Source organism: Rubellimicrobium roseum (assembly GCF_006152145.1).
Classification (GTDB): domain Bacteria; phylum Pseudomonadota; class Alphaproteobacteria; order Rhodobacterales; family Rhodobacteraceae; genus Rubellimicrobium; species Rubellimicrobium roseum.
Map to the genome: position 1 here is coordinate 1 of NZ_VDFV01000035.1, position 13,758 is coordinate 13,758.

General features: G+C 72.8%; 12 protein-coding genes and 1 pseudogene. 7 read left to right on the plus strand and 6 right to left on the minus strand.

The genetic code is table 11. The annotated features are described in order from the left end of the window. Both FHG71_RS23680 and FHG71_RS16975 read left to right on the plus strand, forming a co-directional pair. A pseudogene (locus FHG71_RS23680) lies at positions 1–359 on the plus strand (hypothetical protein); the annotation flags it as partial. Further along, positions 359–2,041, plus strand: a complete 1,683-nt coding sequence (locus FHG71_RS16975) for a Y-family DNA polymerase (RefSeq protein WP_246045492.1) — start codon at positions 359–361, stop codon at positions 2,039–2,041. The pseudogene FHG71_RS23680 and the gene FHG71_RS16975, both read left to right, overlap by 1 nt. Positions 2,042–2,318: 277 nt before the next feature. Here the strand turns inward: FHG71_RS16975 and FHG71_RS16980 are convergent, their stop codons facing one another. Next, a complete protein-coding gene (locus FHG71_RS16980) occupies positions 2,319–3,761 on the minus strand; it encodes a sensor histidine kinase (RefSeq protein WP_176559476.1) in 1,443 nt (480 codons plus the stop codon). A gap of 476 nt (positions 3,762–4,237) precedes the next feature. Here FHG71_RS16980 and FHG71_RS16985 point away from each other — a divergent pair, with 476 nt between their 5' ends. The 5 genes from FHG71_RS16985 to FHG71_RS17005 all read left to right on the plus strand — a co-directional run bounded on the left by FHG71_RS16985 (position 4,238) and on the right by FHG71_RS17005 (position 9,867). Next, complete coding sequence (locus FHG71_RS16985; RefSeq protein ID WP_139082893.1) at positions 4,238–6,316, plus strand: dynamin family protein; 2,079 nt, start codon at positions 4,238–4,240, stop codon at positions 6,314–6,316. Positions 6,317–6,339: 23 nt separating this feature from the next. Further along, complete coding sequence (locus FHG71_RS16990; protein WP_139082894.1) at positions 6,340–7,761, plus strand: dynamin family protein; 1,422 nt, start codon at positions 6,340–6,342, stop codon at positions 7,759–7,761. 35 nt (positions 7,762–7,796) lie between these two features. After that, positions 7,797–8,405 (plus strand): roadblock/LC7 domain-containing protein, encoded by a 609-nt coding sequence (locus FHG71_RS24010; RefSeq protein WP_218014132.1) that lies wholly within the window; start codon positions 7,797–7,799, stop codon positions 8,403–8,405. A 107-nt stretch (positions 8,406–8,512) separates the two neighbouring features. After that, the gene (locus tag FHG71_RS17000; RefSeq protein ID WP_139082895.1) at positions 8,513–8,866 is read left to right on the plus strand and encodes a roadblock/LC7 domain-containing protein; all 354 of its coding nucleotides are present in this window, start codon (positions 8,513–8,515) and stop codon (positions 8,864–8,866) included. Between the two features lie 116 nt (positions 8,867–8,982). Continuing rightward, positions 8,983–9,867, plus strand: a complete 885-nt coding sequence (locus FHG71_RS17005; RefSeq protein ID WP_139082896.1) for a hypothetical protein — start codon at positions 8,983–8,985, stop codon at positions 9,865–9,867. 4 nt (positions 9,868–9,871) lie between these two features. Here FHG71_RS17005 and ureG read toward each other — a convergent pair whose 3' ends face one another. The 5 genes from ureG to ureC all read right to left on the minus strand — a co-directional run bounded on the left by ureG (position 9,872) and on the right by ureC (position 13,751). Continuing rightward, positions 9,872–10,486 (minus strand): urease accessory protein UreG, encoded by a 615-nt coding sequence (ureG, locus tag FHG71_RS17010; protein WP_139082897.1) that lies wholly within the window; start codon positions 10,484–10,486, stop codon positions 9,872–9,874. 14 nt (positions 10,487–10,500) lie between these two features. Continuing rightward, complete coding sequence (locus FHG71_RS17015) at positions 10,501–11,175, minus strand: urease accessory protein UreF (RefSeq protein WP_139082898.1); 675 nt, start codon at positions 11,173–11,175, stop codon at positions 10,501–10,503. Then, positions 11,159–11,653: an urease accessory protein UreE gene (locus tag FHG71_RS17020; RefSeq protein WP_139082899.1), complete on the minus strand. Its 495-nt coding sequence runs from the start codon at positions 11,651–11,653 to the stop codon at positions 11,159–11,161. The genes FHG71_RS17015 and FHG71_RS17020 overlap by 17 nt, the downstream gene beginning before the upstream one ends. Positions 11,654–11,675: 22 nt before the next feature. After that, positions 11,676–11,894, minus strand: a complete 219-nt coding sequence (locus FHG71_RS17025; protein ID WP_139082900.1) for a DUF1127 domain-containing protein — start codon at positions 11,892–11,894, stop codon at positions 11,676–11,678. A 147-nt stretch (positions 11,895–12,041) separates the two neighbouring features. Then, the gene (gene ureC, locus FHG71_RS17030; protein WP_139082901.1) at positions 12,042–13,751 is read right to left on the minus strand and encodes an urease subunit alpha; all 1,710 of its coding nucleotides are present in this window, start codon (positions 13,749–13,751) and stop codon (positions 12,042–12,044) included. Positions 13,752–13,758: the final 7 nt, after the last annotated feature.

Genomic DNA, 13,758 nt, shown 5'->3' on the forward strand with positions numbered 1-13,758 from the left:
TGGTGGGCGAGGTCTGGGGCGATCCCCCGGCGCTCGACTTCACCGCCACCAAGCGGCTGGCCCTGCGCGCCGAACAGGGCGGGGTGCCCGCCTGGCTCCTGCGCCGCGCCGCCCGGCCCGACCTCAGCGCCGCGCGCGAGCGCTGGCGCATCGCCGCCCTGCCCTCGCCGCCCGATCCCGACGACGGGCGCGCGCCGGGGCCGCCCCTCTGGCAGGCCGAACTCTTCCGCGCCCAGGGGCGGAAGCCGGGGACCTGGGTGGCGCAGCCGGACGGTCGGAGGCTGGCCTTCCGGCACTCCATGTCCGTGGCCGAGCCGGAGCCTGCCGAAGGCTGGGAACAGGTTGCCCGGAGGTTCTGATGACAGCCCGGGTCCTCCGCTTCCCGTCGCGCGCCATGGCGCCCGCTCCGTCCGGGTCCGCCGTCCCCGGCCTGGCCGGGGCGCCGGGCCGCCCGACCTCCGCCGGCACGGACGGCCCCCCGACCGGGACCCCGGAGCCGCCCCCGGAGGAGCGGCGCCTCCTCGCCCTCCACCTGCCCCGCCTTGCGGTGGAGCGGCGGTTCCGTCTCCTGGCCCGCCGGAACGCCGCGCCGCCGCCCGACCACCCCTTCGCGCTCATCATCGACGGCCCGCATGGCTTCTTCATCCACGCCGCCACCCCCGCCGCCGAGGCCGCCGGCATCCATCGCGGGGGGCGCCTGGTCGACGCCCGCGCGGTCTGCCCCGACCTCCTGGCGCAGGAGGCCGATCCGGCGGGCGACGAGGCGGCGCTTCTCGACCTCGCGCTCTGGTGCCGCCGCTGGTGCCCCTGGACCACGCCGGACGGGACCGACGGGATCGCGATGGACGTGACGGGCTCCACCCATCTCTGGGGCGGGGAGCCCGCGCTCCTGGAGGAGATGGAGGCCCGCCTCGCCGGCCTGGGGCTTTCGGCGTCCACGGCCATCGCGCCGACCCGCGGCGCGGCCTGGGCGCTCGCCCGCTTCGGCGCGGGCCGCGAAACCTGCGCGCCCGAGCGTCTGGCGGAGCGCGTGGCGCCCCTGCCGGTCCCGGCGCTGCGGATCGACGCCGACACCGCTCTCCTGCTGCGGCGACTGGGCCTGGCCACCGTGGGCGCGCTGGCCGCCATTCCCCGCGCCCCCCTCGCCCGCCGCTTCGCCCGCACGACGCCCGAGCGGAATCCTCTCCTTCGTCTCGACCAGATGCTGGGCCGCCGGCCCGAGCCGCTGCCCTGCCCCGAGGATCCGCCACGCTTCCTCGCCCGCGCCACCCTGTCCGAGCCGGTGCTCGATCCCACGCCGCTCCTGCCCGCGCTGGCCGCCGAGCTTTGCGCCATGCTGGCGGCCAAGGGCTTCGGCGCGCGGCGGATCGCGCTCACGGTGTTCCGCAGCGACGGCGCGGTCTCGGCGGCCGAGGCGGCGACGGCCCGCGCCACGCGCGATCCCGCCCACCTCGCGCGGCTCTTCGACGGGCGGCTCGACCGGCTCGACCCCGGCTTCGGCTTCGGCTTCGATCACGTGACGCTGGGCGCGACGGTGGCCGAGCCGCTGCCCTCGCGTCAGGCGGGCCTCGACGCGCGCCGTGACGAAGGCGAGGACCTGGCCCGCCTCGTCGACCGGATCTCGGCCCGCTTCGGCCCCCACGCGCTGGCCCGCCCCGCCTTCCACGAGAGCCACATCCCCGAGAGGCGCGAGGTCTGGGTGCCCGCGCTGGGCCCCGCCCCGCCCCAGCCGCCGGTACCGCACGCGCGGCGCCCGCTCCGCCTCTTCGACCCGCCCGAGGAGGTGCGCGTCCTTTACGCCTTGCCCGAGGGCCCACCCGCGCAGTTCACCTGGCGGCGCGTGACCCACCGGGTGACCCGCTTCGCCGGGCCGGAGCGGATCTCTCCCGAATGGTGGCGCGACCGGCCCGGCACGCGCCTGCGCGACTACTACCGCGTCGAGGACCACGAGGGGCGGCGCTTCTGGCTCTACCGCGAAGGGCTGCCCGACGACGGCCGGGGCGGGACGCCCCGCTGGTTCGTGCAGGGGATCTTCGGATGAGCCGCCCGCCGCCCGCTCTTCCCGATGCTGCCCCGCGATGGAAGGCCGCGCGGCCCCGTCGGGCCGGTAAGGTAATATTTACCCGGCCGTGATCTCCTGCACGCCAACAACGAGATGAGGGACGGATGGATTCGCAGGACCTGTTCAAAGAACTGATGAGGGAGATCTGCGCCCTCTGCGAGACGCGCCAGGCCCCGGCGGCCAACGTCGTGCCGTTCAGTCGCCCCACCCCCCGCGGGTCGCGGCCGAAAGGACCTGCGCCGCGGGACGGCGCGGCCTAGTCCGACGGAGGCAGCGGCACTTCCAGCGCGAAGACGGCCCCCCGGCCCGGGGGGCCGATCTCCAGCCGGCTGTCGAGCTGCCCCACCAGCGCGGCCACGATCCGCATGCCCAGCCCCCCCGACCGGCGGGGGTCGAAGCCTTCGGGCAGGCCGGGTCCGTCGTCGGCGATCTCGACCCGCAGCCGGTCGCCGCGCCGGTCCAGGCCCAGGCGGACGGTCCCGCTCCGGCCTTCGGGAACGGCGTACTTGACCGCGTTGATGAGAAGCTCGCTCACGATGAGCGCGAGCGGAAGCGCCTGGGCGAGCGGCAGCACCGCCTCGCAGCGCGCCGCGACCTCCAGCGCCACGCGCCCGTCCCCCTGCGCGCTCACCGTGTCCTCGGCCAGGCGCAGCAGGAAGGCCGGGATGTCCACCGCCCCATGCGCCCCCGAGGCGTAGAGGCTGCGGTGGATGGCGCCCACCACCTCGACGCGCGCCTGCGCCTCGACGAGCTGGCGGCGCACCTCGGGGCTGTCGCTCCGCCCCGCCTGCATGGCCAGAAGGCCGGCCACGACCTGGAGATTGTTCTTCACGCGGTGGTTGAGCTCGTAGAGCAGCGCGTCCTTCATCTCGACCGCCTGGGCGAGCCCGGCCTCGACGCGCTTGGCCTCGGTGATGTCGAGGACCGTGCCGATGAAGCGCACGCCCGTCCGCGCGCCCGGCCCCGGGGCGAAGGTCACGCGCCCCCGCGCGTCCACCCAGCGCACCGTCCCGTCAGGCCAGAGCGCGCGGTACTCGCTGCGGTAGCGGCCCTCGCCCTCGGGATCGAAGGCCCGCTCCACCGCCTCGAGCACCAGCGCGCGGTCGTCGGGGTGGATGCGCGACATGAACAGCTCGTCGCTCATCTCCGCCTCGGGCGGCAGGCCGAAGATGGCCTTGCACTCGGCCGACCAGCGCATCTCGCTCGTGGCGGGGGTCCAGGCGAAGGTCCCCACCCCCGAGGCCTCCTGCGCCAGCCGCAGCCAGGCCTCGGCTTCCCGCGCGGCGGCCTCGGCGGTCTTGAGGTCGTGGACGTCGGTGCAGGTGCCCACCCAGGCGCGGATCGCGCCGGCCCCGTCGCGATGCGGCGCGGCGCGGCCCTTGAACCAGCGAAAGACCCCGTCGGCGCGGCGCAGGCGGTACTCGACCTCCACGGGGCGCCCCTCGGCCAGGGCCGCGCGCCAGGCGGCGGAAGTGGCCGGGCGGTCCTCGGGATGCACCACCTCGGCCCAGCCCCCGTCCAGGAGCACGTCGGCCGGCAGCCCGGTGTAGCCCCGGTAATGGGCGTTGACGAAGACGGTGGGCCCCCCGGGATCGGTCACGAAGACGATCTCGGGCAGCGCGTCGAGCATCGCCAAGGCCGACGATTCGACCCCAACCTCGCGGACATGGAGTTCGGTGAAAGGCAGCCGCACGTTCATCCCCGACCCCAGCCCCGCCTGAAGCCACTCAAGTCCAAGCCGACGCCTTGCGTCAATGCATCTGTTGTGGCTTGATCCCGGGCCCCGCGGCGCGCCGGAGCGAACGTTCATCGTTCGCCCTGCGGGCCCAATCCACGATTCCGGCGGCGGATTGGCCATCCCGCCTCAAAAAAACACGATTCACGACAAACGCCTTGCAAGGTTCCCGCTCATTTTGGTCGCACCGGTTCCGCTTCGGGCTTGCCCCTCGCCGGACCGATCCGCCCCGGCCGCCCCACGATCCCGGCCGGCCGCAACCGAGGAGACGACAGACGTGCTGGACGCAAGGCCGAACCACCCCGGCGCAGGGAGCGCCCGCCGCCCCCGCGGACGGGTCGCGCGACGCGCCGGCCCGCCCGCGACGGCGGCCCCGCCGCGCCCATCCTGCGCTCGCGCATCGCTCTTCCTGACGGCTTCTCTGACAAAGGCTTGACCCCATGAACGACCTCGCCTCCAAGAACGGGTTCCAGACCGGGCAGCCCGCCAGCGCCATCACCGGCCAGCTCCTCGGCATCGGAACCGACCGCCTGACCGACCTCAAGGACGAGAAGAACTCCCTCGCGGACGTCATCTCGGGCCTCCTGTCGGCCGCCGACGACCGGTCGCGCGACAAGCTGCGCGCGCTCGAGGGCGAGCTGAAGGCGCACTCGGCGACCATCACCGTCGTGGGGCAGGTCAAGGCCGGCAAGACCTCGGTCATCAACGTGCTCACGGGGCATCCGGGCTTCCTGCCTTCGGACGTGAACCCCTGGACCTCGGTCGTGACCACCGTCCACGTCAACAAGCCCGCCCCCCGGGGCAACATCAAGGCGTCGTTCCAGTTCTTCGAGCGCGACGAATGGGAACGCCTGATGCGCGGCGGCGGCCGCCTGGGCGAGATGGCCAAGCGCGCCGGCGCCTCGGACGAGATGGAGCGGATCGAGGCGCAGCTCCTCGACGTGCGCCGCAAGTCGCAGGAGCGCCTGGGCCGCAACTTCGAGCTGCTGCTGGGCCAGACCCACAACTACGACCGCGCCGACACCCAGCTCATCGAGCGCTACGTCTGCATGGGCGACCCCGACGCCATCGACGCGGAATTCTCCAAGCAGGGCCGCTTCGCCGACCTGACGCGCGCGGCCGACCTTTACATGAGCCTGCCGCAGTATCCCTTCCCGTTCTCGCTCCAGGACACGCCCGGCGTGAACGACCCCTTCCTGATGCGCGAGCAGATCACGCTCCGCTGCGTCCGGAACTCCGAACTCTGCATCATGGTGCTGTCCGCCGCGCAAGCGCTCAACACCGTGGACCTCGCGCTGATCCGGCTGCTGTCCACGCTGGACCGCCGCCAGCTCATCATCTTCGTCAACCGCATCGACGAGCTGGAACGCCCCGCCGAGCAGGTGGAGGAGATCCGCGCCTCGCTCAACGCCACGCTCCAGCGCCACGGCATCGGCAGCGTGACCGACATCGTCTTCGGCTCGGCCAAGTGGGCCGAGGCGGCGTTGACGGGCCGTCCGGGCGACCTGCCCGAGGCGGGCCAAGCCGCGCTCCTCGACTGGGCGCGCGTGGCGAACGTCCCGCGCGAGGCGACCGACCCCTGCGAATCGATCTGGCACCTCTCGGGGATGCCCGCGCTCATCCGCGCCATCGGCGACCGGGTGGCCGAGGGCTCGCCCCACCGGCTGATGCAGAAGGTGCGGCGCGACCTCAAGAACGTCGTCTCGCAGTCCTACGCCAGCATACTGGGCGAAGGCGGCCCCACGGGCGGCATCGACCGGGTCAACCTGTCCGAGGCCGAGGTGCAGGGCCGCGTCAAGGCGATCGTGGCCAGCCTCCAGGCCGAGCTGCACCAGGACAGCCAGGAGATCCTGGCCGAGCTGCGCGCCCGCCTGGGCGCCGCCTCCGAGCAGTTCGTCGAGACCACCGTCGCGGCGATGATCCGCCACATCGAGGTCTACGGCATCGAAGGCCAGTGGGAATGCGACCCCATGCGCCTGCGGGTGCAGCTCCGCGCCGCCTACATGGGCTTCGCGCGGTCGATCCGCGCCGTGGCCCAGCGCGTCCTGGGCCGCGCCGCCGACGAGATGACCGGCGTCTACCACGGCCTCCTGGGCGAGCCCGGCCGCACGCTGCGGCTCGAGCCTCCCATGGTGCCGCAGATCCCGGCCCCCGTGGCCATCGGCAAGACCATCGTCGTCGATCTTCAGGGCGGCTGGTGGAAGCGCTGGATCAAGCTGCGCCGTGGCGCCCAGGCCTTCGCCGCCGAATACCGCACGCTCATCGCCAACGAGGCGCAGACCATCGTCGCCGAGATCGAGGAGCAGCAGGTCGCCGTGGTCGAGGCCGCGCTGCGCCGCGCCCTCCAGGAGTTCCTGGACGAGCACGCGCAGACGCTGACCGGCATCGCCAAGGCCGGCGGCGTGACCCAGGCGGGCCTGCGCTCGGCCGTGGGCGCCGACCGCTACGCCGAGCTGCGCAAGCAGCTCGAGGCCGCCGCCGCGCTTCTCGACGCCGACCTGCGCGCGGCGTCCGCCTGACGACCCCCAGAGGAGGGACCGGAATGCCCAGAAGCGATCATCCCCGCCACGTCTCGGACGAGCGTCTGGCCCGGCTTTCCCACTGGGCCCGGGCCAAGCCCCGCATCGGCCTCATGGGCGAGTTCAGCTCGGGCAAGTCGACCCTGCTGAACCTGCTGATCGGCGAGGACGTCCTGCCCACCAAGGTCACGGCGACCGAGCTGCCGCCCGTGTGGTTCAGCCACGGCGAGGAGCAGCGCGCCTACTGGATCGACCGTGACGGCCGGCGCCATCCCCTGCCCTTCGGGGACTTCCGAGGCGTGCCGATGGCGGCGCGTTGCGTGCGGGTCTTCACGCCCTCGCCGATGCTGGAACGCTGCGACATCATCGACACGCCCGGCATCTCGGACCCCAACCTGGCCGAGGACTCCTGGCGCTTCGCCGTGGGCCAGTCGAACTTCATCCTGTGGTGCACCACCGCCACCCAGGCCTGGCGCGAGACGGAGCGCTCCACCTGGCTGTCGCTGCCCACGCGCCTGCGCGACAAGAGCGTGCTGGTCGTGACGCGCGCCGACAAGCTCGCCGGGCCCAACGACCGCGAGAAGGTCATGCGCCGCCTGATGCGGGAAACCCTCGGCCTGTTCGGCGGCCTGGTGATGCTGTCCTCGGTCGACGCCGTGCGCGGGCAGGAGCTGTTCCGCACCACGGGCGACATGTCGGTCTGGGACCACAGCGGCGGGCGCGAGCTCGACCGCCGCATCGAGGCGGGCCTCAAGGGCGTGTCGGCCGAGCGGCTCGACCTGCTCGACCGCTACGTGTCCACCGGGCCCGAGCATCCCTTGGCCGAGCCCGTCCTCGCGCCCGAGCCGGCCCCCGTGCCCCAGGTGGCGCCCGAGCCCGAGGCCGGCGTGCCCGCCGCGCTGCTGCGGCTCTTCGGCCAGCCCGAGCCGGCCCCCGCCCCGGCCGCGCCCGTGCGGGCCGAGCGCCCCGCCGCGCGCTCGCTCTGGATCGAGGACGAGGAAGACCAGCCGCTGGTCTCCCTCCCCGCCGAGCCAGACCCGACGCCCGAGCCCGAGCCCGAGCCTGCCACCGAGGCATCGGTCGCGCCGGACAACGTTCCCGAGGTCCCGGTGATCCCCGTGACCTCGGTGGCGACCGCGCCGGTCGCGTCCGTCGTCCCGGCACAGCCCGCTGCCCTGCCGCTGGCCGAGGCGGAGCCCGACCCCGTCCAGGCCGTCCTGGCGGCCATGGCCGAGGCGCCGCCCCCGCGCGCGCCGGTCGAGACGCTGCCGAACGCCGTCCGCATCTGGCGCGACATCGTGGCCCGCGCCTCGGAAGTTTCGCAGAATGACCCGGTTGTGGCCATGATTGACCAACTTCTCTTCGAATTGTCGCGCGATGGTCAACTATCCGCGACTCTGGGCCCGACGCCCACGGAGAGCATCGAGCAAGACCAGGCCGCCTGACCCGGGGCGGCCTTGAACGGGAGGGGGATCGACAAATGAAGCTGTTCCAAAGGCTGGGACTCGGGGGCGACAAGAAGCCCGCCTACGAGGAGCCCGAGGAGGACCAGGGCGGGTTCGGCCCGCCGGGCGGCGTCCTGTGGACGACCCCCGGCGACGTGCTGTCGGACCGGCCCAAGTCGGCGCCTCCCGTGCAGCCGACGATGGCGCCCGCCCTGCCCGAGGCCGACCACGCGGCGCCGGCGCCGGGCGTGCCGTCGTCGCACAGCGACGCCCTCCAGCGCACCGGCCTGATGTCCACCGACATCGCCGGCACGGCCTTCATCGCGGGCTTCGTGGGCTCCTGCCTCGTGGACAGCGACTCGGGCCTGCTGCTCGCGGCCGAAGGTGACGGCCGGATCGACATGGAGGCCGCCGCCGCGCTCTACACGCAGGTGGTCAAGGCCGAGCACGAGGTGATCGAGGTTCTCCAGCTCGAGGACCACATCGAGGACATCCTCATCACCATGCACAGCCAGCTCCACTTCATCCGCCCCCTGGAGAAGTCGCCCTCGGTCTTTCTCTACGTCGCGCTCGACAAGAAGTCCGCGAACCTCGGCATGGCCCGGATGCAGGTCACCAAGATCGAGAGCAACCTGAAGATGTGACCGGCGGCGCGGCCCCCCGCGCCCCCTGTCCTGAACGCCCCCCTCCCGCACCGGCCGTCCCGCCTCTCCCCCCCCCAGGCGGACGGTCCCAGCAAAGGACAACATCAATGTCGACCAACATCGCGGCCACGGCCGACATCGCCGGGTTCATCGGAGCCTGCCTCGTGGACAGCGAATCGGGCCTCATGCTCGCCTCCGAAGGCGGCGGCAAGCTGGACATGGAGGCCGCCGCCGCGCTCAACACGCAGGTGGTCAAGGCCAAGCTGCAGGCCATGGAGCTGCTCGGCATGGCCGACCAGATCGAGGACATCCTCATCACCATGGGCAAGCAGCTCCACATGATCCGGCCGCTGGAAAAGGCGCCGGGCGTGTTCCTCTACGTCGCGCTCGACAAGAAGGCGGCGAACCTCGGCATGGCCCGGATGCAGGTCAAGCGCATCGAGAGCGGCCTGAGCATCTGAATCCCCCGTCGCGCGGCCCGGGCCGGCTCCGTCGCCGCGGGGCCGGCCCGGCCGTTTCCCGGGGTCCGGAACGGCGGGCCGGGGCCGGCGTTGATCCTCCTGAAAGGGGGTCCCCCATGCGCCGCGCCACCCTGTCCGTTCTCCTGCCCCTCGCGCTCTGGCCCGCCACCGGGCTCGCGCAGGAGGGGCCGTCCTTCGACTGCCGCGACGCCGGCACCCGCACCGAGATCGCCATCTGCGCCGATCCCGGGCTCGTCCGCCTCGAGCGGCGGATGTACGACGCCTACCTCGACCTCGTGGAGCGCATCGGCGCGCGCGAGGCGCGGCGCATCGCCGACGAGCTCCTGATCCGACGGCAGGCCTGCGAGGGCGACACCGACTGCATCGCCGAACGGCTTCTCGTCTCCACCGAGGTCTTCGACCAGCGCGGCCGCTCGGCCACCGAGCTTGCGGGCCTCGCGGAGCCGGAGGTCACTCCGGCGGCCGAGCCGCCCGATCTTCCGCTCGCGGCCCAGGCGCCCCTGTCCCTCGACGCCGCGGCCCCGCCCGAGTCCGCTCCGGTCCCGCCCCTGCGCCCTCGCCGCGACCGGGATCTGGCGCGCGTCGAGATCGCCCCCGGCGACCTCGACGCGGCCATCGCCGGGGCCGAGCTGGCCTCCTCCGACGCGGCCGGCGAAGGCGCCTCGCCCGACGCCATGGCGCCCTTCGACACGCCGCTCTCCTGGGCCTTCATGGACCTGGAGCGGGAGGCGCGGGCCGATCTGCAGCGCAACCTGCAGGAGGCGGGCCTGCTCGACGGCCCCGCCGAAGGCACTTGGACGCGCGGCACTCTGACGGCCATCGAGGCCTTCCTCACCACGCCCGAAGGGCAGAGCTTCGACGCCACGACCGCCTCCGGCGCGGCGCTCGCTCTCGACTTCCTGGGCTCGGACGCCTTCGCGGCGGCACGCGGCGAGGCGCTGGGCGCCGAGCCCGATCCGCTCGCCTCGACTGAGTGGTGAGGGGCTAGAGGCCCCCCATCTCGCGCAGATGCGCCACCACCGCGTCGAGCCCCCGCCCGTGGCGCAGCGCGGTGAAGAGGAACGGCCGTTCGCCCCGCATCCGCCGGGCGTCGCGCTCCATGACCTCCAAGGAGGCGCCCACATGAGGGGCAAGGTCGGTCTTGTTGATGACCAGCAGGTCCGACCGCGTGATGGCGGGACCGCCCTTGCGCGGGATCTCCTCGCCCGCCGCCACGTCGATGACATAGACGGTCAGGTCCGCGAGCTCCGGCGAGAAGGTGGCCGACAGGTTGTCCCCGCCCGACTCGATCAGCACGAGCTGCAGGTCCGGGTGCCGCGCCCGCAGCTCGGCCACGGCGGCGAGATTGATCGAGGCGTCCTCGCGGATCGCCGTATGCGGGCAGCCCCCCGTCTCCACCCCCATCACCCGGTCGGCGGGCAGGATCTGCATCCGCATCAGCGCCTCGGCGTCCTCCTGCGTGTAGATGTCGTTGGTGATGACGGCGAGCGACAGCTCGTCCTTCAGCGCGCGGGCAAGGCTCGCGGTCAGCGTCGTCTTGCCCGCGCCCACGGGGCCGCCGATGCCGATCTTGAGGGGGCCGTGGGGAGAGTCGCGCATGGGGTCAAGGTCCTTCAGGAACGGAAGATCCGGGGCTCCAGCCCCTCGTGCCGCATGGAGCACAGGTCCACGGCCAGCGCGCAGGAGCCGATGTCGTCCGGGGACAGCCCCATGCCCTCGGCGGCGACCGCCGCGCAAGGGGGCGCGAGCCGCAGGATCACCCCCTGCGCCGCCGTCTGCCCAAGCGGCATGAGCCGCTGCGCCGCCTGCGTCAGCGTGGTGACGAAGCCCTGCAAGGCCATCTCGGCCACGGGCCGCGCGGGCAGCCCCCCGAGCCGCGCCGCGCGGCCCAGCGTCACCGGAAAGGGAGCGTCCGGCAGGTCCCAGCCATGCAGCGCCCGCAGCGTCGTGGCAAAGGCCGCGCCCTGCTGCGCCGCCTCGGCCCGCCTTTCGCGCGACGGCGCGAGCGCGGTGGCCAGTTCGGCCAGCGCCGGCAGGTCCGCCTCCTTGGCCCGATGCGCGGCCCCGATCAGGATGGCGTCCGTCCGCCCCGCTCCGTGCCGCAGCACCGCATCCAGCCAGTCCTCCAGGGTGCCGGCATCCCGCACGGTCCCGTCGCCCACGGCCTGTTCGAGCCCATGGCTCCAGGCGAAGGCGCCGGTCGGGAAAGCGGGCGATAGCCAGCGCGCCAGCGTCAACAGTTGCAGGGGCGAGAGCGCGGCGGCCTCCGGCTCAGAGGTCGGGGTCATGCGCCAGATGCCCCAGACCCTCGCCGGGTCCGTGCGAATGCCCCAGGACGCGACCCTCGCCATAGGCGCCACCCTCGGGAACGAAGGGGCCGTCGATCTCGCGAAGCGTCGCCCCGAGCCCTTCCAGCATCCGCGCCATCACGCGGTCGCGGCGGACCAGCAGCCGGTCGGGCTCGATCCGCGCGGGGGCGTGGCGGTTGCCGATGTGCCAGGCCAGCCGGGCAAGGTCGCCCCGGACCTCCAGCAGCGGCTCGACGGCGGCGCGGACGGCGATCCACCGTCCGTCCTCGACCTCCAGAGCGTCGCCGTCATCAAGGCCGGTCGTGGCGGGCAGGTCCACCAGAAGCGCGAGGCCGCCGTCGGTCACGATCCGCTTCCGCCGGATCAGCCGGTCCTCGTAGGCGAGCGTCACGCGGTCGTCCACCGGCCCGTCATGGGCGCGGCGGACCGCGGTCGCGCGCAGGAGCGGGGCGCTCATCGGCCGCGCCCCGTCCATGTCGTCAGATCGAGGCGCGGATGCCGAAGATGCGCCGGATCTCGTCCTCGCGCGAGGTGCCGCGGGCGGCCAGATCCTCGTCCGACAGCCGGTTCAGCCGCTCGACGGCCGCGAGGCGCGGGTTCGCTTCGGCCAGAAGCGTCAGGAACGAGACGACCGCCTGGAACGGCGCGGCGATCGTGTCGCGAAGGTTGCGGTGGTGGGTGTCGGCGATCATGGCCATGGTGGCAATCCTTGGGTCTGGAAGAGAGCCTTCCGTGACCGCAATATGGGATGCTGCATCGCGGCATACCACCGACAGTTGAGCAGGCCCGCCATGCAGGGAATGCAACCTCGGGCGCGAAAGCCTGAAAAGCGGGCATGTTCCGCCTCAGAACAGGAAGTAGCGCTGCGCCATGGGCAGGCGGTCCAGCGGCTCGCAGGTGAGAAGTTCGCCGTCCGCCCGCACTTCGTAGGTCTCGGGATTCACCTCGACCTTCGGCAGCGCGCAGTTGAGCTTGAGGTCCCCCTTCCGCAGGTCCCGCGTGTGCCTGACGGCCACCGTGTCCTTGGCCAGCCCCAGCGTCCGACCGATGCCCGCGTCATGCGCCACCGCGCTCACGAAGGTCACCGCGCTGCGCTCCACGCTGCGCCCGTAGGCGCCCCACATGGGACGGCTGTAGACCGGCTGCGGCGTGGGAATGGACGCGTTCGGATCGCCCATCTGCGCGCTGACGATTGTGCCGCCGATCAGCACCATCTCGGGCTTCACGCCGAAGAAGGCAGGCGACCAGAGCACGAGGTCCGCGCGCTTGCCCTCCTCCACCGACCCCACCTCATGCGCGATCCCATGCGCGATGGCCGGGTTGATCGTGTACTTGGCCACGTAGCGGCGGGCGCGGTGGTTGTCGTTCGCCCCCGTCTCCTCGGCCAGCCGCCCGCGCTGCACCTTCATCTTGTGCGCCGTCTGCCAGGTCCGGGTGATGACCTCGCCCACCCGCCCCATGGCTTGGCTGTCCGAAGCGATGATGCTGAACGCCCCCATGTCGTGCAGGATGTCCTCGGCCGCGATGGTCTCGCGCCGGATGCGGCTCTCGGCAAAGGCCACGTCCTCGGGGATCGACTTGTCGAGGTGGTGGCAGACCATGAGCATGTCGAGATGCTCGTCCACCGTGTTCACCGTGAAGGGCCGCGTCGGGTTCGTGGACGCAGGGAGCACATACTCCTCCCCGCAGATTCGGATGATGTCGGGCGCGTGGCCTCCGCCCGCGCCCTCGGTGTGGAAGGCGTGGATCGTGCGCCCGCCCAGCGCCCGCACGGTGTCCTCCACGAACCCCGACTCGTTCAGCGTGTCGGTGTGGATCATCACCTGCACGTCCAGCGCGTCCGCGACGGTCAGGCAGGTGTCGATGGCCTTGGGCGTCGTCCCCCAGTCCTCGTGCAGCTTGAGGCAGGCGGCCCCCGCCAGCACCTGCTCCTCCAGCCCGCCGGGCAGCGAGGCGTTGCCCTTCCCCGCGAACATCAGGTTCATCGGAAAGGCGTCGGCCGCCATCATCATCCGCCCCAAGTGCCAGGGCCCCGGCGTGCAGGTGGTGGCGAGCGTCCCATGCGCGGGCCCCGTCCCGCCGCCGATCATCGTGGTCAGCCCCGAATGCAGCGCGTCCTCGACCTGCTGCGGGCAGATGAAGTGGATGTGGCTGTCGATCCCCCCGGCGGTGAGGATGCGCCCCTCGCCCGCGATGGCCTCGGTCCCCGGCCCCACGACGATGTCCACGCCCGGCTGGGTGTCCGGGTTGCCCGCCTTGCCGATCTTGTGGATGCGCCCGTCCTTGAGCCCCACGTCGGCCTTATAGATCCCCGTCCAGTCGAGGATCAGGGCGTTGGTGATGACGGTATCCACCGCCCCTTCGGCGCGCGTCCGCTGCGACTGGCCCATGCCGTCGCGGATGACCTTGCCGCCCCCGAACTTCACTTCCTCGCCATAGGTGGTCAGGTCCCGCTCCACCTCGATCCACAACTCCGTGTCCGCCAGCCGCACGCGGTCGCCCACCGTGGGCCCGAACATGGCGGCATAGTCGCGGCGCGAGATGGTGACGGGCATGAAGGAC